The following is a 22855-nucleotide window of genomic DNA, read 5'->3' on the forward strand; positions in this document are numbered from 1 at the left end:
CACCGCCCTTTCACGGCGGTAACACGGGTTCGAATCCCGTACGGGTCACCATTTATAATACGGAGGATTAGCTCAGCTGGGAGAGCACCTGCCTTACAAGCAGGGGGTCGGCGGTTCGAACCCGTCATCCTCCACCATTCTTTAATTCCAACGGCAGGCCGGTTTAGCTCAATTGGTAGAGCAACTGACTTGTAATCAGTAGGTTGGGGGTTCAAGTCCTCTAGCCGGCACCACTATTTTCAATAGCAATACCTGAAGCTTTTTTTTATGTGGAGGGGTAGCGAAGTGGCTAAACGCGGCGGACTGTAAATCCGCTCCTTTGGGTTCGGCGGTTCGAATCCGTCCCCCTCCACCATCTATCTTTAAAGATTTTACACATTAGCTCACAGTCACGAGCTTGGCGTCGTGATTAAACAGCGAGTTGTCTCGACGGATACACGTCTTGCTTTAACCTTTAGAGGAAGAGACAGGGAACCGACGGTCAAAATTACAATACGAGCCATTAGCTCAGTCGGTAGAGCATCTGACTTTTAATCAGAGGGTCGAAGGTTCGAGTCCTTCATGGCTCACCATTTGAACTTCTGAATAAAAGAAGAGATCAGTGGAAATAAAGAATAATAAGTTAAAACATGCGGGTGTAGTTTAGTGGTAAAACAAGAGCCTTCCAAGCTCTGGTCGTGAGTTCGATTCTCATCACCCGCTCCAATATGGGGCCTTAGCTCAGCTGGGAGAGCGCCTGCCTTGCACGCAGGAGGTCAGCGGTTCGATCCCGCTAGGCTCCACCATACATAATAAGCACTGTCCTTAGACGAATGTCTAAGGGCTTTTTTTATTTTACAAAAACCTTAAATCCCTTGGGCTCTGATGGTGACAGTACCTTTGGCCTAATAAATATCCATTGCCCCTATGGAAAGCGCTTACGAAACGGTATATCTATGCAAAATTCTGTCCAGTTGAACCAACCGGAATAGACAGGCTACAATGAATTTATAGAATTTTGAAACGCAGCATAAGGGGAGGCTACTACAGGATGAAGAAGGACATTACCATTATCGGGGTACCAATGGATCTAGGGCAAACGAGACGCGGGGTAGACATGGGGCCAAGTGCCATTCGATATGCAGGGATCGTGGAACGTTTAGAAAATATTGAGTATAGCGTTAAAGATTTTGGAGATATTCAGATTGCCCGCCCAGGAACAATCGAAGAAACAATCGAAACGAATCTTAAGAATCTTGAAGAGGTGGCAACCGCCAGTGAGAAGCTGGCTGAGACGGTTTCCAATGTGATTTCGGAAAATCGATTCCCGCTTGTTCTTGGAGGAGATCACAGCATCGCGATCGGATCCCTTGCAGGTATTGCCCAACATTATAATAATCTTGGTGTGATCTGGTATGATGCTCATGGAGATTTGAACACAGCTGATACTTCACCAAGCGGCAACATTCATGGTATGCCTCTTGCAGCCAGTTTAGGAATCGGGCACGAATCCTTAACGGGTATTGGGGGATATGCAGACAAAGTGAAGCCTGAAAACATCGTGATCATCGGTGCCCGTTCTTTGGACGAGGGTGAGAAAGAGTTAATTAAAGATCGCGGGATTAAAGTATATACCATGCACGAAATCGATCGAATCGGCATGACAAAGGTCATGGAAGAGACCATTGAGTACCTTTCCAAGAAAACAGACGGGGTGCACTTAAGCCTTGACCTTGATGGGCTCGATCCGAGTGATGCCCCAGGTGTAGGCACGCCTGTTCTTGGCGGCATCAGCTACAGGGAGAGCCACTTGGCGATGGAAATGCTGGCTGAGTCTCAAATCATTACTTCTGCTGAGTTTGTTGAGGTTAACCCCATTCTGGATGAACGAAACAAGACAGCGACTGTGGCGGTCGCGCTGATGGGGTCATTGTTTGGTGAAAAATTATTATAATCGATAATATAAAAACAGCTGCTCAATTTATTATGAGTAGCTGTTTTTTACGTTGGCTTTTTGGAATTCATTTAATAGGGCATCTATATGTTGGCTGATTTCAACAATTTCGTCAGCGATTAATGGCATAAATTTTGACATTTCATTCATTTTTTTTCGCGAAACTTCAATTTCTCTCAGCAGAATATTGCGGTCCATTAGTACACGCTCCTTAAAAAGATCTTTAATCCCACTATTCCCTCTATTATCCAAAATAAAACTTGTTTTCTAAATTTTGTAGAAAACTTTTGTCTATGCGTGGCATGTTTCATGCTAAAATAAAAATTGCTTTATTTTTTATGGAATTTGAAACTTTTTTGAATACTAAACGTAGAAAAATACGAACCGCAACTGGTGGTGGAAAATTGAAATGGAGTCATTAATTAATAATCTGGTTTCCCAGGTGAAATCAGGAGACCAGGAGGCGTTTGAAGGCCTGGTTGAAATCTATAAAGATAAGATCTACCGGCTGTGCTACCGAATGGTCGGTGACAGCCATGAGGCGGAGGATCTTGCTCAGGAAGCATTTGTCCGTGCCTACATCAACATTGATAAATACAGCGGAAGCTATAAGTTTTCAACGTGGCTGTATCGCATCGCCACAAATTTGTGTATTGATAAACTGCGGAAGAAGAAACCGGATTACTCGATGGATGCAGAGATTCCAGGAACTGAAGGAGCGACACTGTACAATCAGGTGGCTGGAGCCGATCCTCTTCCGGAAGAGGAAGTCGAGGAAAAAGAAAAGAGGGATCATCTCCAGCAGGAAATCATGAAACTTCCTGAAAAGTACAGGACAGCCATTCTGCTTAAATATGTCGAGGATCTTTCGCTTGAAGAGATCAGCTCTGTTATGGATTTGCCCGTTCCGACCGTCAAAACACGGATCCATCGGGGTAGGGAAGCGTTGAAAAAGGTGTATAAAAAGGTTGCAGAATTGAGGTGAACACGAATGTCATGTGATACAGAACAATATATGAGCCTGATTGATAAAGCACTGGATGGTGACATAACAGAGCTGGAGCTGAAAGAGCTCAACCTTCATCTGGAGGTGTGTGAAGCCTGCAGAGCCCACTATTATGCTCTGAAAGAGATCATTTCTGATATGAAGGAGTCTGCGCCGGTGGTTGCTCCTGATCAGTTTACTGAGAACGTCATGAAGAAGCTCCCTGCTGTGAAAAAGAAAAGGATGCCGGCTCAATGGATCAGGCGATATCCGGTCCTGACAGCCGCTGCCGTGTTCTTAATTTTAATGTTCGGTTCAGTCATGGCGAATTGGAGTACGGGAAATGAGTTGTCTGTCGTTTCCGGCTCAGACGAAGTTCAGATCAAGCCATCCACGCATACGGTCATTGTCCCTAAAGGAAAGACGGTTAAGGGGGATCTTGTCGTGGAAAATGGTGATGTGAGAGTAGAAGGTAAGGTTGATGGCGATGTCGTCGTCATCAAAGGGAAAAAATATATGGCGTCTGCAGGACAGATCACAGGTGACAGCCAGGAAATCCACCAAGTTGTGGAATGGGTCTGGTATAATCTTAAAACGTTCTTTACAGGAGAGGAACAAAAATAATATTTAGCATCGAACTAATATGAAGATCTTATAAAGCCGCCTAACGAGGGACGGCTTTTTACTTTTTCGGGACTTCATGGAACAGCTAAACCCAGCCGGCCAGCCAGCCTCCTGCTTTCAGCGGAGCGGTTGGGATATGCTATAATAAGGGATACCGAATAATTATGATCATTGTTGCACTACATTAACATTATAAGAGTAGTTCCCTGAAGTGGAGTGATGTCATGTTGTCTGTTGGAAGTTTTAGTTTAGGTAACTATATCAGCCAGATTGTAGACATCTTGCTGGTTACCTATGTTTTCTATAAATTAATCATGCTGATTAGAGGAACTAAGGCGGTGCAGCTGCTTAAAGGGATTGTAATCATTGTAGCTGTGTGGCTGGCGAGCAGTTTCTTTGAGCTGCGGACCATGAGCTGGCTGATGGATAAAGCCATTACATATGGATTATTGGCCATCATTATTATTTTCCAGCCTGAATTGAGACGGGCGCTGGAACAGCTTGGACGGGGAAAGCTGTTTTCCCGAACGGGATTGGCTGATGAAGAGGAAATGGAAAATTCAATCAATGCGATTGTAAAATCCACAAGCTATATGGCGAAGCGCCGCATTGGGGCGATTATGTCATTTGAGAGGGAGACGGGTCTTACCGATTATGTGGAAACGGGCATCCCTATTCATTCAAAGCTGTCTTCTGAACTGTTGACTAACATCTTTGTGCCAAACACCCCTCTGCACGATGGAGCAGTTATTTTAAGACAGGATGAGGTCGTGGCAGCCGGCTGCTATTTACCGTTGACCGAAAGCCCGTTTGTATCGAAAGAACTTGGCACGAGGCACAGAGCTGCCATCGGTGTCAGTGAAGTGACAGATGCCATCACCGTCGTTGTTTCTGAGGAAACAGGCGGCATATCCGTTACAAAGAATGGAGAAATTCACCGTAACTTGAATGAGGAAATGCTAAAAACTTTATTGAATGCAGAATTACTGCTGTCGAGCAGGAATTCTTCCTCATCACGTTGGAACTGGAGGGGGAAGAAAAATGGACAAACTCCTTAAGAGCAACTGGTTTGTAAAAATTATTGCCTTTCTCCTTGCACTGATGCTTTACACTGTTTTATCCATGGAAACTCAGGAGCAATCGGACCGTCAATCGCTGTTTAATTCCGTGTCCAAAACAAGTGAGACGGTAAGCGGGGTTGCAATTACCCCTTATTTTGATGAAAATAAGTATGTACTGACAGATTTGCCCCGATCAGTGGATGTTAAGCTGACAGGTTCATCCAACCTGATGACGAAAGCATTAAAAGTAGATCGCCGGATGGAAGTTTATATTGATCTTACAAAAATGGGGCCTGGTACAAAAAAGGTTCCTGTAAAAATTAGAAATGTGCCGGAAAATTTAAAAGCCGTCCCATTGCCGAGGGAAGTGGAAGTAACGCTTCACCGGAAACAAACAAAACAGATTCCAATTTTGGTGGATATCAAGAACAAGAACAAGCTGCCGGAGGGTTATGAAACCGGAAAGCTCAGTTACTCGCCAAGAAGTGTGTATGTAACCGGCCCAGAAGATTATATTGGCGATATCGCGAGCGTGCGGGCATCAGTGGATGTTTCAAACGCGAAGGATAAGCTGGAATCAAGGCTGCCTCTGCGTGCTTACGACAGTCAAGGAAATCTGCTGGACGTACTGATTGATCCAAAGTCAGTCAATGTGACGGTCCCTATTTCTAAACCAAGTAAAACGGTGCCGCTGACTCTCGATGAAAAGGGCAGTCTTCCAGACGGGCTTACCCTTGCCGGCATAACGATGAACCCGCAGGAAGTTACGTTGACAGGACCATCGTCTGCTCTGGATAAAGTCAGTGAAGTAAGCGGTGTGAACGTAGATCTGGACAAGATTAAAGAAGATTCAACGATCGACGTCGATGTGCCTCTTCCCGAAGGCACGGAATCTGTAAATCCAAAACAAGTACAAGTAAAAGTAGATGTGGAGAATGACATTAAAACAAAGACGTTTAAGGATATCCCTATCGACATGAGGGGAGACACTCCTGAACAGCAAGCTTCCTTCATATCCCCTCCGAACGGAACAATGGATGTGACCATTACAGGAAGCAAAAAAGCAGTCGATGCACTGGCGGCTTCTGACATTTCCGCATATGTTGATGTCAGCAATCTTGAGTCTGGGGAGCATACCGTTTCTATCAAGGTTTCAAACTCCAAGAACCTGCAAATGAAAAAGGAGTTTACGACGGCCAAAATTAAGATCGAAGCCATACAATCCAGCACCGACTCGGATCAACAGACCGACCAATCCACATCCGAAAGCGGAGATAACAACGGTGATAGCGGAAATGAAGGCAATACAACTGGCAAGCCGAACGATAACCAAGCCTTTACTCAATCGAAGGCTGAGGGGAAAACCGAATCAATTACTGAAGGAGAGAATTAAATCATGGGAAAATACTTTGGAACAGACGGGGTAAGAGGAGTTGCCAATACAGAGCTGACACCAGAATTAGCTTTTAAACTTGGCCGGTTTGGGGGATATGTATTAACCAAAGAAACCAAAAAACCCAAAGTGCTGATCGGCAGAGATACGCGAATATCTGGTCACATGCTGGAAGGAGCATTAGTGGCGGGCCTTTTATCTACGGGAGCTGAAGTATTGCGATTAGGCGTCATCTCCACACCAGGTGTAGCTTTCCTGACAAAAGCACTGGGAGCACAGGCAGGTGTCATGATCTCGGCATCCCACAACCCTGTTGCTGACAATGGAATTAAGTTTTTCGGTGCGGATGGCTTCAAGCTTTTAGACGAGCAGGAAGCGGAAATTGAAGCATTGCTGGATCAAGAGAAAGACGAGCTTCCGCGGCCTTCAGGCGGCGATATCGGATCAGTGGGAGACTATTTTGAAGGCGGACAAAAATACCTTCAATATTTAAAACAAACAGTGCCGGGAGATTTCTCAGGCATGCACATCGCGCTGGATTGTGCCCACGGTGCCACTTCTTCACTGGCTCCGCATCTGTTTGCTGACCTGGAAGCTGATATTTCAACGATGGGTACCAGCCCTAACGGTTTAAATATTAACGATGGCGTCGGCTCTACTCACCCAGAAAAATTGGCGGAACTGGTCAAAGAAAAAGGCGCAGACATGGGTCTGGCTTTTGACGGGGATGGAGACCGTCTGATTGCGATCGATGAAAAGGGGAACATCGTGGATGGCGACCAGATCATGTTTATTTGTGCCAGCTACCTTAAAGAACAGGGCAGGCTTAAGAATGATACGATCGTCTCCACTGTAATGAGCAACCTTGGATTCTATAAAGGGTTGGAAGAAAAAGCAGTCACATCGGTACAGACCGCCGTCGGAGACCGATATGTGATGGAAGAAATGCGAAAGAGCGGTTATAATCTAGGCGGTGAGCAGTCGGGGCACATCATCTTCCTGGATCATACAACAACAGGAGACGGAATGCTTTCCGCCATTCAATTAGCAAGCATCGTTCAGCAATCGAAGAAGCCTTTGTCTGAGCTTGCGGATGAAATGAAAAAGTTCCCGCAGCTTCTGATTAACGTTCGAGTGGCTGATAAAACGAAGCTCGAAGGCAATACAACGATTCAATCAGCCATCGACAAGGTTGAAGCAGAAATGAACGGAAACGGGCGTGTCCTTGTCCGTCCATCGGGAACGGAACCGTTAGTGCGTGTGATGGTCGAGGCGCCAACGAAAGAACAATGCCAAATCTATGCAGATCAGATCGCTGATGTTGTCAAGGCGGAACTTGTCTAGACAAAGGCACCCTCATTCCTGAAGATAGGCACGAAACCTATGCATAAGTGAATCACCGGCTGGTTCGCTTATGCATATTTTATTAAATATTTATTAAGCTGCTTAGCAACCAATTGACGATGCAATTGAAACAAGATATCATTAGGTTTGAATTTACTTCGAAATGGGAAGGTGGATAGAGCGGTCAACTTAGTTACTTAAGCGCCTGAACTATTTTCGGACGGGAGAAAATAGTTGACGAGGAAGAGGTTCATCGATTTTTCGGCGGATACCTCTCGGAACCAGTCACTTTCGTAAGCTTTTAAATAAAACAGGCAAGGCGACTTCCTGACAAAATTAAAAGCAGTGGCTAATAAAACTAAACGAAACATAGGTGGGGCTGTGAGCCCCGCTCACAGTCCCCCTGTTACAGAGGCAGGCTTCAGCCGTTTTAGGCTCGGCCTGACCCAAGGGAGGATAAATTAAATGTGCGGAATTGTAGGTTATGTAGGAAATAAGGATGCAAAAGAAATCTTGCTTCGCGGACTTGAAAAGTTGGAGTATCGCGGTTATGACTCAGCAGGTATAGCTGTTGTCGACAACGACGGCGTTCAAGTGTTTAAAGAAAAAGGAAGAATCGCCATTTTGCGCGAGATCGTTGACCCTTCCGTCGAAACATCAATGGGGATCGGACATACCCGTTGGGCAACACACGGAGCGCCAAGCAAGGTTAACTCTCACCCTCACCAAAGCGCTGAAGAGCGTTTCACGCTTGTGCATAATGGTGTAATCGAGAACTACGAAAACGTTAAACGAGAATACTTGCCGAATGTTGAATTCGCAAGTGATACAGATACAGAAGTTGTTGTACAGCTTATCGAAAAGTTTGTTAACGAAGGAGAGAACGTGGAAGAAGCATTCCGCCACGCACTCTCTGTCATCAAAGGTTCCTACGCGATCGCGTTAGTCGATAACCAAGATTCAGACACCATCTATGTTGGAAAAAATAAAAGCCCGCTGTTGGTCGGTGTTGGAGACGGATTCAACGTTGTAGCAAGTGATGCTATGGCAATGATCTCTCAAACAGACCAATATGTTGAACTAATGGATGAGGAAATCGTAATCGTCACTCGTGACACTTATACCATTAAAACATTAGAAGGCAAAGAAGTAGCGCGCAGCCCATACACAGCTGAACTCGATGCAAGTGACATTGAAAAGGGAACATACCCGCACTATATGCTCAAGGAAATCGATGAGCAGCCGTTTGTTATCCGTAACATCATCAAACAGTACCAAAATGAAGAAGGCAATCTTAAACTGGATGATGACATTCGCGGAGCGATGAAAGATGCTGACCGCATCTATATCGTGGCTTGCGGAACGAGCTATAATGCAGGACTTGTCGGGAAACAGCTGATCGAAAACATGGCGAATATTCCTGTAGAGGTTCACATTGCCAGTGAATTCGTATATAACATGCCGCTTCTTTCCAAGAAGCCATTGTTTATCTTTATTTCTCAATCCGGTGAAACAGCAGACAGCCGTGCCGTATTGGTAGAAGTGAAAAGGCTCGGCCACAAAGCGTTGACGATTACCAACGTTCCTGGCTCGACCCTTTCAAGGGAAGCGGATCACACGCTCCACCTTTATGCAGGACCTGAAATTGCCGTTGCGTCAACAAAAGCTTATACTGCCCAAATTGCTGTCCTTGCGATCCTCGCTGTGGACACTGCACGTGCTCAAGGCATTGAGTTGGATTTCAACCCGCTTCAAGAACTTGCGATCGTGGCAAACGCAATGGAAACATTGACCGACCAAAAAGAAACAATGGAACGCGTAGCACAAGAATACCTTTCCGTTACACGCAATGCTTTCTTTATCGGCCGTGCCGTTGATTACTTTGTTTGCTTAGAAGGTTCTCTTAAGCTTAAAGAAATCTCTTATATACAGGCAGAAGGCTTTGCAGGAGGAGAATTGAAGCACGGTACGATCGCTTTGATTGAAGAAGGCACTCCTGTTATCGCCCTAGCGACTCAAGAACATGTAAACTTGAGCATCCGCGGAAACGTGAAAGAAGTAGCAGCCCGAGGCGCTGACACTTGCGTGATCAGTACAGAAGCAACGAAGGATGAAGGAGACCGCATCGTACTTCCAGAAGTACATGAGTACCTTACTCCGCTCGTATCGGTAGTACCGCTTCAATTGTTGGCCTACTATGCAGCGCTTCACCGCGATTGCGATGTTGATAAGCCGCGTAACCTTGCGAAAAGTGTAACAGTAGAATAATTAGAAAACCTTCAAAAAAGACCGCTCCCCTGGGGAGCGGTCTTTTTTTGAATGCTTAGATGAACCGGTTATGGGAGCGGTTTTTTTTCAAAGATGCTGGTAAAATTTTTCCTGTATATAAACAACATAAAACAATGAAGAATGACAAGTATAACCGCTAAAGCAAGTAAAGAATGATTAACAAACAAATGAAGTAAGAATATGTTCGCAATGATCGGGGATAACATCGAAAGGGCCAGAGGTACAAACCGATTGATCAATAGTAAAGCTCCGCATATAACTTCTAATGATTTCTCGAACACTAAGAGGTATTGGAATTGGAACATATCCATTGCTTCAGGACTTGTTTCGATAAAAGGGTCCAACCCCACGATAACAAAATATCCGTTCACACCTGCAATAAGGAAAATTAAACCAAGTAAAACTCTATTGATATGTAAAAGTGCTCTGGTCAAATTACACATCTCCTATTAGAGTATACTTAGAGTAAATATTTTTATGGTAACATAAGGATGGAATGGCTTGGAATAAAAAGGCATCTTATCTGGAGAAGGGGAATGGACACAAAGAGATGAAAAAATCACTGCGAATCTTACGGCTTCTGTCTGGTCTTTTTTTATTTGCGTTAGGCTCGGTGCTCGTTATGAAAGCCAATTTAGGCTTTGGTCCTTGGGAAGTGTTTCAAGCAGGGTTAACCAACTTTCTGCCATTGACCATCGGGCAAGCCACCGTTCTAGTCAGTGTGGTTATTGTTGGATTGATCATCCTTCTGAAAGAGAAAATTGGAATCGGCACCTTGGCCAATATGACTTTGATTGGATTATTCATGGACTTCATTTTATGGACCGATATACTGCGGACGGCATTGGGCTGGCCCAGCGGCTTGGGTATGCTGATGCTCGGGTTGTTCACCACAGCACTGGGCAGTTATTTTTACATAAGCTCCGGTTTTGGAGCGGGGCCGCGTGATTCACTCATGGTCTCGATCCGCAGGCGCACCGGTCTTCCCATTGGGGTCTGCCGATCTTCACTGGAATGTTCCATTGCATTTGTGGGTTGGCTGCTGGGAGGTCCGCTAGGGATGGGAACAGTGGTGACAGCGTTTGGGCTTGGAGTGTTCGTTCAACTGGTCTTCCGTCTTTTTTCGTTTGAAACCACGACCATGAATCATGAGAACCTGCGGGAAACATTTAAAGCTTAGGCTGGCGAATCAAAAGAATAAATAAAGAGCTGCCAGCCGAATTTAAGGAGGGCAGTTTTTTTGTTTTAGTGATGACAACAAGTTTCATGACAAAATACCCTTTTCTTTAAATTGAAGAATGGTGTGTAAACGCTTTATTATTAGAGCATAAGACCTATAGAAATATCGAACAGTACCATTTAGAAAGGGGTTACGATAGATATGGCGAATTCTGAACAATCAAAGACAGGCGTTAAAGTAAGAATACAGCGCTTTGGCAGTCATTTAAGCGGAATGATCATGCCGAACATTGGGGCATTTATCGCCTGGGGGCTGATTACTGCCCTATTCATCCCAACAGGATGGCTTCCGAATGAAGATATGGCAAAACTGGTTGGCCCGATGATCACCTACTTGCTGCCGCTGCTGATCGGGTTTTCCGGCGGAAGAATTGTTTATGATCTGCGAGGCGGGGTCGTCGGTGCGACAGCAACGATGGGGGTTATTGTCGGGGCTGACATTCCAATGCTGTTAGGTGCCATGATCATGGGGCCACTCGGCGGATATGCCATTAAGAAGTTTGACAAATTGCTTGAAGGAAAAGTGAGATCCGGTTTCGAGATGCTCGTAAATAACTTTTCCGCAGGGATTATTGCCGCAATTCTAACCACCATAGCCTATAAAGGAATCGGGCCAGTTGTATTAACGTTAAATAAAACATTGGCTGCAGGGGTTCAGGCGATTGTGGATGCCCACTTGCTTCCTTTAGCCAGCATCTTTATCGAACCGGCAAAAGTATTATTCTTAAACAACGCGATCAACCATGGAATCTTAAGTCCGCTCGGAATCGAGCAAGCCTCTAAAGCAGGAAAATCCATTCTTTTCTTGCTCGAATCGAATCCGGGACCGGGTCTCGGTATCTTATTGGCTTATATACTTTTCGGGAAAGGAATGTCCAAACAAACGGCACCGGGGGCGGCTATCATCCATTTCTTAGGTGGGATTCATGAAATCTACTTCCCGTATATCCTAATGCGTCCGCTCCTGCTTTTAGCGGTAATCGGAGGCGGTGCATCCGGGGTATTTACCTTCTTGCTGTTTGATGCAGGATTGGTAGCGGCTCCATCACCAGGCAGTATCTTTGCTCTTATTGCGATGACACCGAGAGGGAACTATCTTGGCATCATCTCTGGTGTTTTAATAGCGACAGCCGTATCCTTCTTGATTTCTTCAGTCATCTTAAAATCTTCCAAACAAACGGATGAAGACGACTTAACAAAAGCAGCGGAAAAAACATCTGCGCTTAAAGGAAAAGAAAGCCGTGCTTCATCTCTTGTTCAGCCGAAAGCACCGCAAGAAACTGAAATTCAAAAAACACCTGCTGCAGAAAAGAGCCGTGCAAACGTTGAAAAGATCATTTTTGCTTGTGACGCAGGCATGGGTTCAAGTGCGATGGGCGCATCGATCTTAAAGAATAAAGCGCGAAAAGCAGGGCTGGATGTATCGGTTTCCAATACATCGATAACGAATTTACCGGCTGATGCAGACATCGTCATCACGCACAAAGATTTAACCGACCGGGCAAAAGCAAAACTGCCGAACGCTGAACATATTTCAGTAGAAAATTTCTTAAACAGTCCCAAATACGAAAAGCTGCTGAATGAGTTAGTAGAGAGCACAGTAACAGCAGCACCTGCCGTGGCTGAAGGTACGCAGGATGCAAAGAACGAGTATGAAGACGTTTCAAAAATTATTTTTGCGTGTGACGCAGGTATGGGTTCAAGTGCGATGGGCGCTTCTATTTTAAAGAATAAAGTTCAAAAAGCGGGGCTTGATGTCTCCGTTTCCAATACTTCGATTACCAATCTGCCAGCTGATGCAGACGTGGTCATCACACACAAAGACTTAACTGATCGTGCAAAGGCTAAACTACCGGGCGCAACACATATTTCAGTGGAGAATTTTTTAAACTCACCGAAATATGAGGAACTGCTTGAGAAGTTGAAAGCAGCCAAAAGCTTGCAGTAAACGAAAAGTCCGGTTCCCAGGAATCGGACTTTTCTATTCTTTTTAAATCATGGCAACAATGATCATGACGAAATCAGCTTTTTATTTCGTTGTAATGTGGGCCAGCCGGGATTTATGATTGCATTAAGGGTATACAAATTAAATATTGTCATTAACGTGGAGTGAAAGAACATGTATATATCTGCAAGAGAGAGGCTAATAGTTGAAATCTTATTATCTAAAAAAGAAGAAATCACGGTCAAGGATCTTGCGGATGAAATTGATGTGAGCACCCGGACGATCCACCGTGATCTGAAGGAACTTGAACATACACTGAAAAAGTTTGATTTGGAGCTTATCAAAAAATCAGGAGTAGGCATACAGATCGCCGGTGAAGAGGGACGGATGGAAGACCTGAAGCTTTCGTTGTTTCATTTGTCTTATAACGAGTACACACCTGAAGAACGGCAGACTATGATTTTCTGCTCCCTTCTGGAGGCAAAGGAGCCGGTTAAGCTTGTCTCGTTGGCACATGATTTAAACGTGACGATCGCTACGATCAGCAATGATTTAACCAAGCTGGAAAGCAGGTTGTCCGAGTTTGATCTGAACCTTGTCAGGAAAAGGGGATATGGGGTAGAGATCACTGGAGATGAAAAAGCAAAACGAAGAGCAATGAGCCAGATCATCGCCCAGAATCTTAACGAAACCGAATTTTTGTCACTCGTGAAAGAAAACATTCAGAAAAAATCACTTCATACGACGGATTCCATATCGGAACGTTTATTGGGATTGGTGGAAAAGAACAGGCTCTTAATGGTAGAGAAAGCAATTGAAGAAGTGAATGAGGAGCTCCCCTATCCGATCGCTGACAGTGCATATATCGGCTTGGTCGTCCATCTCACACTGGCGATCGAACGGATTTTGCAGGGGGAGAACATCAATATGGATGAGGCTTTTCTTGAGACATTAAAGCTGACACCAGAATTTAAGGCTGCAGAGAAAATCATCGAAAAGCTGAAGAACGTTTTTCATGCGGACATACCTGAAGCAGAGGTCGGCTATATCACCATGCATCTGCAAGGGGCGAAGCTGCGGCGGGACAAAGAATATTTGCTTGAAGAATCCAGTTTTCAAACCGCTCTAAAAGCGAAAAGCCTGATCATGTATGTGAGCGAGCAAACCGGTACGGATCTTTTAGAAAACGCTTCCCTGTTTCAGGGGCTTGTCACTCATTTAAAACCGGCGCTGTACCGGATCAAGCAAAACATGGGGATCTCCAATCCGCTCATGCCCAAGATTAAAAAGGATTATGAAGAGCTGTTTCATATCGTACGGGACGGCACCGCCGCTATATTTCATGATCTGCATGTTCCTGATGAGGAAGTAGCCTACCTTGTTATGCACTTTGGTGCCGCTTTGATGACAGGCCGCCATGAGGCAGGGCTAAAAGCATTGATCATCTGTTCTACAGGAATCGGCACGTCTAAGATGCTTGCGACCAGACTTAAACGGGAAGTACCTGAATTAAAGGAACTGAAAAATGTATCTGTTTTTGAACTGAACAAGATGAACCCGGACGAGTTTGACCTTGTCATTTCTACCATTCATCTGCCGGATTACCACCGGCCCTATATTGTTCTCAGCCCCATTCCTTCTCAGGAAGAGATTCAGAAGGTGAAGCGATACATTGCAGAAGGTGCCGGAGCACAGCCGGAAGGGAAACGCCCGGTCCTGCAGGAAACCAATAAGAGGGAACAGGACCCCAAACAGCTTCTGGAAGGGCTGGAAGGGATCAAGAAGTATACGGATGCCATTGTGGATGTGCTGAAAGGATTCAAACTGGCACGAGTCAATGGTCCGGCTAAGGTTCAAAGCATCCTTGAGGAAGCATGCGAAGACTTAGCAGCCGAAGGTGTCCTGCAAAGCGGCGAGCAGGTGGCAGCTGCACTGTTTGAACGAGAGAAGCTGGGAGGCCTTGGGGTACCGAATACCGCGCTTGTCCTTTACCATGCACGGAGTGAACAGATTGTTAAACCTTCCTTCACCATCTATAGCCTGGAGGAGGCTGTTACGGTACCCGCCATGGATCAGACCGTCATTGAAGCTGACAGTATGCTCCTTCTGCTCGCTCCAAGCGATTATTCAAGTCAGGGGCTGGAGGTGCTGAGCTTTATAAGCTCCATCATTATTGAGAATGAACAGAGCATTGCCCTGTTCGAATCGAAGGATGAAAAGAAAATATCATCCTATCTGGCAGATAAGCTTGATCAGTTTTATAAAGAAAAACTAACAGAATTAAGGAGAGGATAATATGACATCAGTGCTAACGAAAGATAACATCCTATTAAATGCGGAAGTGGACAGCAAGGACAATGCGATCCGTTTAACCGGAGGCCTGTTAGTGGAAAATGGATATGTGGAACCGCAATATATTGAAAAAATGCTGGAAAGAGAGCAGCTGACCTCAACGTATATGGGGAATTTTGTGGCCATTCCGCATGGAACAGAGGATGCGAAGCAATCGGTCAAAGAATCAGGGATCGCTATTATCCAAGTGCCGGGCGGAGTGGAATTTGGGCCAGGGAATGAAGTGAAACTGCTCATCGGTATTGCAGGAAAAGGAGACGAGCATTTGGAGATCCTTTCGAAAATTGCTATTGTTTGTTCTGAAGAAGATAACGTCCTGGGAATCGTAAATGCCTCTTCCAAAGAAGAGATCCTGGCTTACTTTGAAGGTGAAATCTAATGCTGGCTGTACATTTTGGAGCGGGTAACATCGGCAGGGGATTTATTGGCAATCTATTGTTTCAGTCAGGCTATGAAACGGTATTTGTAGACGTGAACCAGGAGCTCGTAGATTTATTGAATGAAAAGAATCAGTATGCTGTTGTGCATGCAGATGAAAGCCAGGAAGAGCTCATCATCAGGAATGTTTCGGCGGTGAACAGCGGAAACGATCCAGAACAGGTGGTTGAGCTTATCGCAAAGGCTGACCTCGTAACGGCTGCAGTAGGGCCGAACATTCTTCCGTTTATCGCTGGCTCCATTGCGGAAGGACTGCGAAAAAGGATAGAAAAAAGTGATGCGCCTTTAAATATTATCGCCTGTGAAAATATGATCGGCGGAAGTACGCTGTTAAAAGAAAAAGTGTTTGAGAAATTGGAAGAGAACGAGAAGCCGCTGTTTGAATCCCGCTTTGGATTTCCGGATGCAGCGGTCGACCGCATCGTCCCCAATCAGTCCAATGAAGATAAACTGATGGTTAAAGTTGAACCCTTCTATGAGTGGGCTGTCGATGAGACGAAAATCATCGGCAAAAGGCCAGAGGTGGAAGGCATCACATATGTACAGGATTTGAAACCATATATTGAACGAAAGCTGTTCACGGTGAACACCGGCCATGCAGCTGCTGCCTATATCGGGTATCAAGCCGGCATGAGAACCATCGATGAAGCGATGAACAACGGAGAAATCAAAGCGCTGATCCAGCAAACCCTGCAGGAAACAGGACGCATGCTCGTCAGTAAATATGCCTTTGCCCCAGATGAACATCAACAGTATATCGAAAAAATTGTGCATCGTTTTGTGAATCCCTATATCACGGACGAGGTAACGAGAGTTGGACGTTCTCCAATCCGTAAGCTCGGACCTGCAGACCGGCTCGTCAGCCCTGCCATTCAATTTCTTGAGCTTACAGGCGATATTCCAGTTACGTTAACAAGAGTAATTGCTTCAGCTCTTCTCTATGATTATAAGGAAGATCCAGAAGCAGTAAAGATACAGGAAACAATTCATGAAAAAGGAATGGAACAGGCGATTGAAGAGTTTACCGGAATTGAAGCCGGTTCCGCCCTGTCTGAAGCGGTAATGGAGCAGTACGAACAATTAAAATCTGCCTCCATGAGGAAGTAAAAAAAGAGAGAGATCCCTTGCAGGGGACCTCTCTCTTTTTATTTAAACACCCTTCCGGTACTCACGATTGTTTGCCCGCCAGTCTCTTCTAGGATCCGGTTTAAATCGGTAAGAATCGCCCCGACATCCCTAAGGATCGTCAGTGACTCGTAACGCTTCAGGATTACGAGGCAATGAGACTGAATTTCCTGTGCTTCCTTTATACTGGAGATGAGTTTTAACAGATTTTCAGCAGATGGATCAATGACCGTCTTTCCGTAATGAGCCACACAGAGTGACGTATGCTCAATGGCTAAATTCAACTGCGTCATTTCTTCAGAGGCGACATGGTCATCAAGACTCATGACCAGATCACGTATCCCGCGGGCGATGCCGCGGATCTGCAGTGTAATATGATTGAGATGCTTTATTCCGGTTTCCAGGTGTTCCAGCCGGATGCGCCGTTTCGTAAAGAAAGGGGTAAATCGGAGATTCTGTCTGGCAAGAACGACAGCTTCAATCCCCTTTTCGTTCTGTTCTGTCAGTTCTTTTACCTCCTGCTGGATCTCCCGGCGTTGAGAAAGCGACCGGTCCCATAGAAGAACAAGATCTTTTAATGTGATGGATGCCTTTTTAGATAACTTTAAGAGCAGCTCTTCGGCGGCGGGTATGGTGTTTGGCGGTACAAGCAGAGCATTGGTCAGCACAGCGATCGCAGAGCCGATGATCGTTTCAATAATACGGCTGAGAGCATAACCCTGACCAAAGGCTAGAACAAGGATTGAACTTACAGAAACCTGGGAGGTGACCTGAGCCGGCATTTTGAAGGCGGTCGTCACCGCCATCCCGATCAATACGACAAGAAGAATGGAACCAGCGTTCAATTTTAAAAAGTATCCGATCAGCATACTGATGATTACGCCGCCGATCACACCGCTGACCCTGTAGATGGCTTTTTCCATCGATCCGGCAATCGTGACCTGCATCGTCAGGACAGCTGCCATCGGAGCAAAAAATGGATAGTCATTTTGTGATAAATGGGAGGAAACCATCCAGCTGATTGCTGCGGCGATTGCTGTTTTCATTACTTGTAACGTCAGTCCAAGACGTAAGAAGACTTCCAATCCTTTTCTCACTGGCGTTTTCCTTTCTAACATCATCTTATTATTCTTTTTCCAAAACGGCTGAAGCTGAAACCTTTCAGCAGCCTTATTTGTATACAGTATAACCTTCCTGCTCGATGTTTGATGCAGTCCATCATTGTTCTGCAGCGGCGCTTGACTTTTTCCAGAAAAATGAATATATTATTTCTTAATCTTAGATCGAAAAAACGTTGAAAAGGATGAGTAGAATGGGGGTTTTTCCCATAGAAAAAAACATCAATTTTCTCCAGGAAAGCAACCATTTCTTTAAGGAAAAAACAACGAATTTCTGAGGAAAAGGGAATGGAATGTTATTTTTCTTTCAGAAAAAAACAGGGTGGTACCACCAATACCCGATCCCTTTTGTTGGATCGGTTTTTTTGCGCTCTTTTTACAGGTTTTACAATAGAAAGGAAGATAAAGTGATGGCTAAAGAAAAAAAGCTGGTAGAAGAAATTACAGCCATGGAAGATGATTTCGCACAATGGTACACGGACGTCGTCCGAAAAGCGGATCTCGTCGATTATTCAAGTGTCAGAGGATCGATGATCATCCGTCCATACGGATATGCGATCTGGGAACACATCCAAAAGGAACTCGACCGTCAAATTAAGGAAACCGGTCATGAGAATGTCTATCTTCCGTTGTTCATTCCAGAGAGCCTGCTTCAAAAAGAAAAAGATCATATTGAAGGTTTCGCACCCGAGGTAGCCTGGGTCACACATGGCGGAGAGGAGAAGCTTGCTGAACGCCTCTGCGTTCGTCCGACTTCAGAGGTACTCTTCTGTGAGCATTATGCCAACATCATCCATTCGTACCGCGACCTTCCAAAACTGTATAACCAGTGGGGAAATGTTGTGCGATGGGAAAAAACGACACGCCCATTCCTGCGATCACTTGAATTTCTTTGGCAGGAAGGGCACACGTGCCATGCGACAGATGAAGAGGCGGGAGAGGAAACCCGCAGGATGCTTGAAGTGTATGCCGACGTATGTGAAGAGCACTTAGCAGTTCCTGTTCTCCGCGGCAGGAAAACAGACAAGGAAAAGTTTGCCGGAGCGAAATTCACGCTGACAATCGAAAGCCTGATGCATGATGGTAAAGCACTGCAGACTGGAACCTCCCATCACCTGGGGAGCGGATTTGCGGAGGCGTTTGGCATTCAATATACCGATAAGCAAGGAAAACTTCAGCATGTACACCAAACCTCCTGGGGAATCACAACTCGTCTGATCGGAGCATTGATCATGGTCCACGGAGACAACAGAGGGCTTGTTCTCCCTCCAAAGATTGCACCGGTCCAAGTGATGGTCATCCCGATCGCTCAGCATAAAGAAGGGGTGCTCGACAAGGCCCATGAGCTTAAAGACCGGCTGAACAGAAAAGCAAGAGCAGGAATTGACGAGAGCGATAAGTCGCCGGGCTGGAAATTCAGCGAGCATGAAATGAAGGGCGTACCGCTTCGAATTGAGATCGGTCCAAAGGATATCGAAAAAAAGCAGGCGGTTGCGGTCCGCAGGGATTCAGGAGAGAAGATCGTTCTTTCCCTTGAGGAGCTGGAGACACACATTCCGTTTCTGCTGGAAGACATTCAAAAGAGCCTGCTGCAAAAAGCGAAGGCACATTGCCAGGAAAAAACGAACATTGCCCGCACAATGGATGAGTTCAAACAGGTGCTGGAGTCGAATCCTGGTTTTATTAAAGCGATGTGGTGCGGCGAACGGCAGTGTGAGGATCAAATAAAAGAAGAAACTGGCGCCACTTCCCGGTGCATGCCTTTTGAGCAGGAGGAAATTTCCAAAACATGCGTATGCTGCGGAAAGGAAGCGGAGCAGCTAGTCTATTGGGCAAAAGCGTACTGATGCCTTCCTTTGGTTTTATCTAAAATTAAAAGGGTATGTAATGAAGGACAGTTGAAACAAATTGCTTCTAGAAGTCAGGGCAGCTCAATAAACTACAGATATCCATCAAAAATACTTCACGAAATATTTTGACTGTTTAGGCGACAGGCGTTATAATCATTGAAAAGGAAGTGAGAACAATGAATACTTTTAAAAAGATAGTTGTTCGCGTAATAGGATCTAATCTTCTCGTGCTCTTCGCCATTTTACTTCTTCCGGTGTTCCTGTTGACTGACAATGTAAGTGGGTTTCAAGAACTTGTCGACTATATTTTCAAGCCAGATTAATAATGAAACACCACCTCATGTGTGGTGTTTTTTGTTGGAAAGAAAAGCTGACAGTAATGTACATATGCGATATTAATTAAAATACATGCTAGGGGAGAATGCTATGGCTAATGTGATCGTTCTCCTGCTTGCTTTGTTTTCCGGTATGGGGCAAAGCATGCAGGCTGCTGTCAACGGAACGCTTGGAAAGAAGATAGGGTCGATCGAAGGTGCTTTCGTTTCCTTTTTTACGGGAACCGTAATGCTCCTTATTTTTATGATGATCTGGGGACACGGAAGCCTCAGTACGGTAGGGAACGTGCCGAAGTGGAATCTGATCGGAGGCATCCTTGGGGCGATCTATGTTTTTATTGTTATTTTGGCTGTACCGAAGATTGGAGTCACGAGTGCCATTACGGCTGTCATCATTGGCCAGCTGATCATGAGTGTGATCATTGACCATTTTGGTTGGTTTGGCAACGCACCTTTCCATTTTACGTATAAAAGGATGATCGGACTCGTGCTGATGTTTGCTGGCCTCTATTTTGTCTTCTCGGACAAGCATTAAACACAAATGGTGACTAAATAAAAGCATTGTTTAAACATTATTGCTGTGATAAATTTTTAAGTAGAGTTATTTTTCAGTCACGAATATATCAAGCCTAAAGCTGAAAAATATCGAAACTTGCTTGCGACTGTAAGCGTTAACAGAGAGAAGTGGGAAAAGGGGATAAAGGGGGAGAAACAATGGAATATGGGGTAATCGTGTCCATCGGCATTTATATGGCCGGGATGCTGCTGATCGGCTGGTTTGCTTACCGCAGAACAGCGAACTTATCCGATTATATGCTGGGAGGCAGGGATCTGGGGCCTGCGGTCACGGCACTGAGTGCGGGGGCATCTGATATGAGCGGCTGGCTGCTCATGGGCCTTCCGGGAGCAATGTATGTGTCCGGCTTAAGTGCAGGGTGGATCGTCGTTGGTTTAACAGCGGGTGCCTATTTAAACTGGCTGTTTGTTGCACCGCGTCTGCGAACGTACACGGAAATCGCGAATAATTCCATCACTATACCGGATTATTTTGAGAACCGGTTCAAAGATACATCCCGAATTTTAAGAATTACATCAGCAATGGTCATATTAATTTTCTTTACGTTTTATACTTCATCTGGAATGGTTTCAGGAGGAGAGCTTTTTAAGACGGCATTCAATCTCGATTACACGTGGGGAATTTGGCTGACAGGCAGTGTGGTCGTTGTGTATACACTGTTTGGCGGTTTTCTGGCCGTCAGCTGGACGGATTTTGTTCAAGGAACGATCATGTTTGTTGCGTTAATCCTCGTTCCGGTTGTAACCATCTTTGAAATTGGCGGAGCAGGGCCGACTTTTTCAGAAATTCAATCGATCGATCCGAAATTGCTTGACGCCTTTAAAGGGACAAGCCTGATCGGAATCATTTCTCTTCTAGCCTGGGGTCTTGGGTATTTTGGACAGCCTCATATTATCGTCCGGTTTATGGCGATTTCATCTGTTAAACAGATGAAAAGCGCCCGAAGGATCGGTATGGGGTGGATGATTTTCTCCATAGGTGGAGCGATGTTCACAGGTCTGGTTGGTATTGCCTATTTCAATCTGAACGGTGGATCGCTTGGTGAAAAAAAAGCAGAAACCGTATTTATCGTCTTATCCGATGTGCTTTTTCATCCGCTCATTACCGGATTCCTGCTGGCTGCTATTTTAGCAGCGGTCATGAGTACGATCTCCTCACAGCTGCTTGTCACATCAAGTGCTGTCACAGAAGACTTTTACAAAGCGTTCTTTAAGCGGTCAGCTTCAGACAAAGAACTAGTGTTGGTTGGACGCCTTTCTGTATTGGCGATCTCAGTGATCGCTTTGGTCCTTGCACTCAATCCGAATAAAACCATTCTTAATCTCGTTGGATATGCGTGGGCCGGATTTGGGGCAGCATTCGGGCCAGTTGTGCTATTAAGCCTGTACTGGAAGCGGATGACGAAATGGGGAGCCTTTTATGGCATGCTTTCTGGAACTCTGACCGTTATTATCTGGGAGCAGATCAAGGCATTTGAAGCAGTTTATGAGATTATTCCAGGCTTCATCGTTTGCTCCGCCGTTATCGTCGCAGTCAGCTTGATGACAGCTAAACCGTCGGCTGAGATCGAATCTGAATTTACGGAAGCACAAAATATTGCATAAACATTTTTATGGACCGTCCTGTCTGCAGGGCGGTTTTTTTTATTGAGCGTTGAAGTATTGTCCTGCTCAATCGAACTTCAGTTTTCAGCATACTTGACCAGAGCTCTATTCTGTCATATAGTTATCATCGTGAACAGTTCAACTCTTGAACTAGTTATTAGTCTAAGACGGAAAACGGGTGAATAGAATGGATGTTGGAAAATGGCAAACCATATTTGGCAGATATGAAGCGGCTTCATTTACCGTGAACAAAAGGTTTGGTTCTCTCGTAAAAGAAAAGCTACAGGATGTCCTAACGATCGATCAGCAGATGACACTGAGCTATATTAAGCGATTTGGATCCTGCACGACGACAGAACTGGCGGAAGCCTTCTGCGTCAATAAGAGTGCGATCACAGCCATCGTAACGAGGCTTAATGAAAAGGGGTACATTCATCGCGACCGAGATGAAAAGGATCGAAGGATTGTTTATTTAAGGCTGACAGAAGAAGGGGAAAAGGTTTTTCAATGGGCCGATGAAAAGGTGTTTGAGGTGGTCTCTCCTTACCTGAAAATATTCTCCGAAGAAGAGATCGAAACATTCCTGAAGCTGTATGAAAAACTGGCGTCTGTCTCGAACGAGGGAGCAGGAGAGGAGAAATAG

18 protein-coding genes and 6 tRNA genes are annotated in these 22855 nt (G+C 45.2%); 22 read left to right on the plus strand and 2 right to left on the minus strand.

What is annotated here, in order from left to right; translation table 11 throughout:
• Positions 1-61 precede the first annotated feature (61 nt).
• The 7 genes from QYF49_RS24410 (at position 62) to rocF (ending at position 1933) form a co-directional block, all read left to right on the plus strand.
• Positions 62-137 (plus strand) — tRNA-Val (locus QYF49_RS24410).
• A gap of 20 nt (positions 138-157) precedes the next feature.
• Positions 158-233, plus strand: a tRNA-Thr gene (locus QYF49_RS24415).
• A gap of 38 nt (positions 234-271) precedes the next feature.
• Positions 272-355: transfer RNA gene (locus QYF49_RS24420), tRNA-Tyr, on the plus strand.
• 141 nt (positions 356-496) lie between these two features.
• Positions 497-572 (plus strand) — tRNA-Lys (locus QYF49_RS24425).
• 59 nt (positions 573-631) lie between these two features.
• Positions 632-705, plus strand: a tRNA-Gly gene (locus tag QYF49_RS24430).
• Positions 706-709: 4 nt separating this feature from the next.
• Positions 710-785: transfer RNA gene (locus QYF49_RS24435), tRNA-Ala, on the plus strand.
• 245 nt (positions 786-1030) lie between these two features.
• Complete coding sequence (rocF, locus tag QYF49_RS24440; protein WP_290402191.1) at positions 1031-1933, plus strand: arginase; 903 nt, start codon at positions 1031-1033, stop codon at positions 1931-1933.
• 30 nt (positions 1934-1963) lie between these two features.
• On the opposite strand, the gene QYF49_RS24445 is transcribed toward rocF, so the two are convergent.
• On the minus strand, positions 1964-2131 hold the full coding sequence (locus tag QYF49_RS24445) for an aspartyl-phosphate phosphatase Spo0E family protein (protein WP_290402192.1): 168 nt from the start codon (positions 2129-2131) through the stop codon (positions 1964-1966).
• 211 nt (positions 2132-2342) lie between these two features.
• Between QYF49_RS24445 and sigW the strand changes: the two genes are divergently transcribed.
• The 11 genes from sigW to QYF49_RS24500 all read left to right on the plus strand — a co-directional run bounded on the left by sigW (position 2343) and on the right by QYF49_RS24500 (position 16710).
• Complete coding sequence (sigW, locus tag QYF49_RS24450; RefSeq protein WP_290402193.1) at positions 2343-2918, plus strand: RNA polymerase sigma factor SigW; 576 nt, start codon at positions 2343-2345, stop codon at positions 2916-2918.
• Between the two features lie 6 nt (positions 2919-2924).
• Positions 2925-3542 carry an anti-sigma factor family protein gene (locus QYF49_RS24455; RefSeq protein WP_290402194.1) on the plus strand — a complete coding sequence of 206 codons (618 nt, stop codon included), beginning with the start codon at positions 2925-2927 and terminating at the stop codon, positions 3540-3542.
• Positions 3543-3766: 224 nt separating this feature from the next.
• The gene (gene cdaA / locus QYF49_RS24460) at positions 3767-4600 is read left to right on the plus strand and encodes a diadenylate cyclase CdaA (RefSeq protein WP_290402195.1); all 834 of its coding nucleotides are present in this window, start codon (positions 3767-3769) and stop codon (positions 4598-4600) included.
• Entirely contained in the window at positions 4584-5996 is a 1413-nt protein-coding gene (locus QYF49_RS24465) for a CdaR family protein (protein ID WP_290402196.1), read from the plus strand. The genes cdaA and QYF49_RS24465 overlap by 17 nt, the downstream gene beginning before the upstream one ends.
• Positions 5997-5999: 3 nt before the next feature.
• Positions 6000-7340 carry a phosphoglucosamine mutase gene (gene glmM, locus QYF49_RS24470; protein ID WP_290402197.1) on the plus strand — a complete coding sequence of 447 codons (1341 nt, stop codon included), beginning with the start codon at positions 6000-6002 and terminating at the stop codon, positions 7338-7340.
• Positions 7341-7805: 465 nt separating this feature from the next.
• Positions 7806-9608, plus strand: coding sequence for a glutamine--fructose-6-phosphate transaminase (isomerizing) (gene glmS / locus QYF49_RS24475; RefSeq protein WP_290402198.1), 1803 nt, complete (start codon positions 7806-7808; stop codon positions 9606-9608).
• A 517-nt stretch (positions 9609-10125) separates the two neighbouring features.
• Positions 10126-10809 carry a YczE/YyaS/YitT family protein gene (locus QYF49_RS24480; protein WP_290402199.1) on the plus strand — a complete coding sequence of 228 codons (684 nt, stop codon included), beginning with the start codon at positions 10126-10128 and terminating at the stop codon, positions 10807-10809.
• A gap of 201 nt (positions 10810-11010) precedes the next feature.
• Complete coding sequence (locus tag QYF49_RS24485; protein ID WP_290402200.1) at positions 11011-12816, plus strand: PTS mannitol transporter subunit IIBC; 1806 nt, start codon at positions 11011-11013, stop codon at positions 12814-12816.
• 171 nt (positions 12817-12987) lie between these two features.
• Positions 12988-15108 (plus strand): BglG family transcription antiterminator, encoded by a 2121-nt coding sequence (locus QYF49_RS24490; RefSeq protein ID WP_290402201.1) that lies wholly within the window; start codon positions 12988-12990, stop codon positions 15106-15108.
• A 1-nt stretch (position 15109) separates the two neighbouring features.
• Positions 15110-15544: a PTS mannitol transporter subunit IIA gene (locus QYF49_RS24495; RefSeq protein WP_290402202.1), complete on the plus strand. Its 435-nt coding sequence runs from the start codon at positions 15110-15112 to the stop codon at positions 15542-15544.
• On the plus strand, positions 15544-16710 hold the full coding sequence (locus QYF49_RS24500) for a mannitol-1-phosphate 5-dehydrogenase (protein ID WP_290402203.1): 1167 nt from the start codon (positions 15544-15546) through the stop codon (positions 16708-16710). Before QYF49_RS24495 ends, QYF49_RS24500 begins: the two co-directional genes overlap by 1 nt.
• Before the next feature lie 38 nt (positions 16711-16748).
• Here the strand turns inward: QYF49_RS24500 and QYF49_RS24505 are convergent, their stop codons facing one another.
• On the minus strand, positions 16749-17825 hold the full coding sequence (locus QYF49_RS24505; protein WP_290402204.1) for an FUSC family protein: 1077 nt from the start codon (positions 17823-17825) through the stop codon (positions 16749-16751).
• A 428-nt stretch (positions 17826-18253) separates the two neighbouring features.
• Here QYF49_RS24505 and proS point away from each other — a divergent pair, with 428 nt between their 5' ends.
• The 4 genes from proS (at position 18254) to QYF49_RS24525 (ending at position 22855) form a co-directional block, all read left to right on the plus strand.
• Positions 18254-19693, plus strand: coding sequence for a proline--tRNA ligase (gene proS / locus QYF49_RS24510; protein ID WP_290402205.1), 1440 nt, complete (start codon positions 18254-18256; stop codon positions 19691-19693).
• Positions 19694-20122: 429 nt separating this feature from the next.
• Complete coding sequence (locus tag QYF49_RS24515) at positions 20123-20566, plus strand: DMT family transporter (protein WP_290402206.1); 444 nt, start codon at positions 20123-20125, stop codon at positions 20564-20566.
• A 179-nt stretch (positions 20567-20745) separates the two neighbouring features.
• The gene (gene putP / locus QYF49_RS24520) at positions 20746-22212 is read left to right on the plus strand and encodes a sodium/proline symporter PutP (protein ID WP_290402207.1); all 1467 of its coding nucleotides are present in this window, start codon (positions 20746-20748) and stop codon (positions 22210-22212) included.
• A 187-nt stretch (positions 22213-22399) separates the two neighbouring features.
• Entirely contained in the window at positions 22400-22855 is a 456-nt protein-coding gene (locus QYF49_RS24525; RefSeq protein ID WP_290402208.1) for a MarR family winged helix-turn-helix transcriptional regulator, read from the plus strand.

This window comes from Fictibacillus terranigra, from assembly GCF_030412265.1.
GTDB classification, from domain to species: domain Bacteria; phylum Bacillota; class Bacilli; order Bacillales; family Fictibacillaceae; genus Fictibacillus_C; species Fictibacillus_C terrinigri.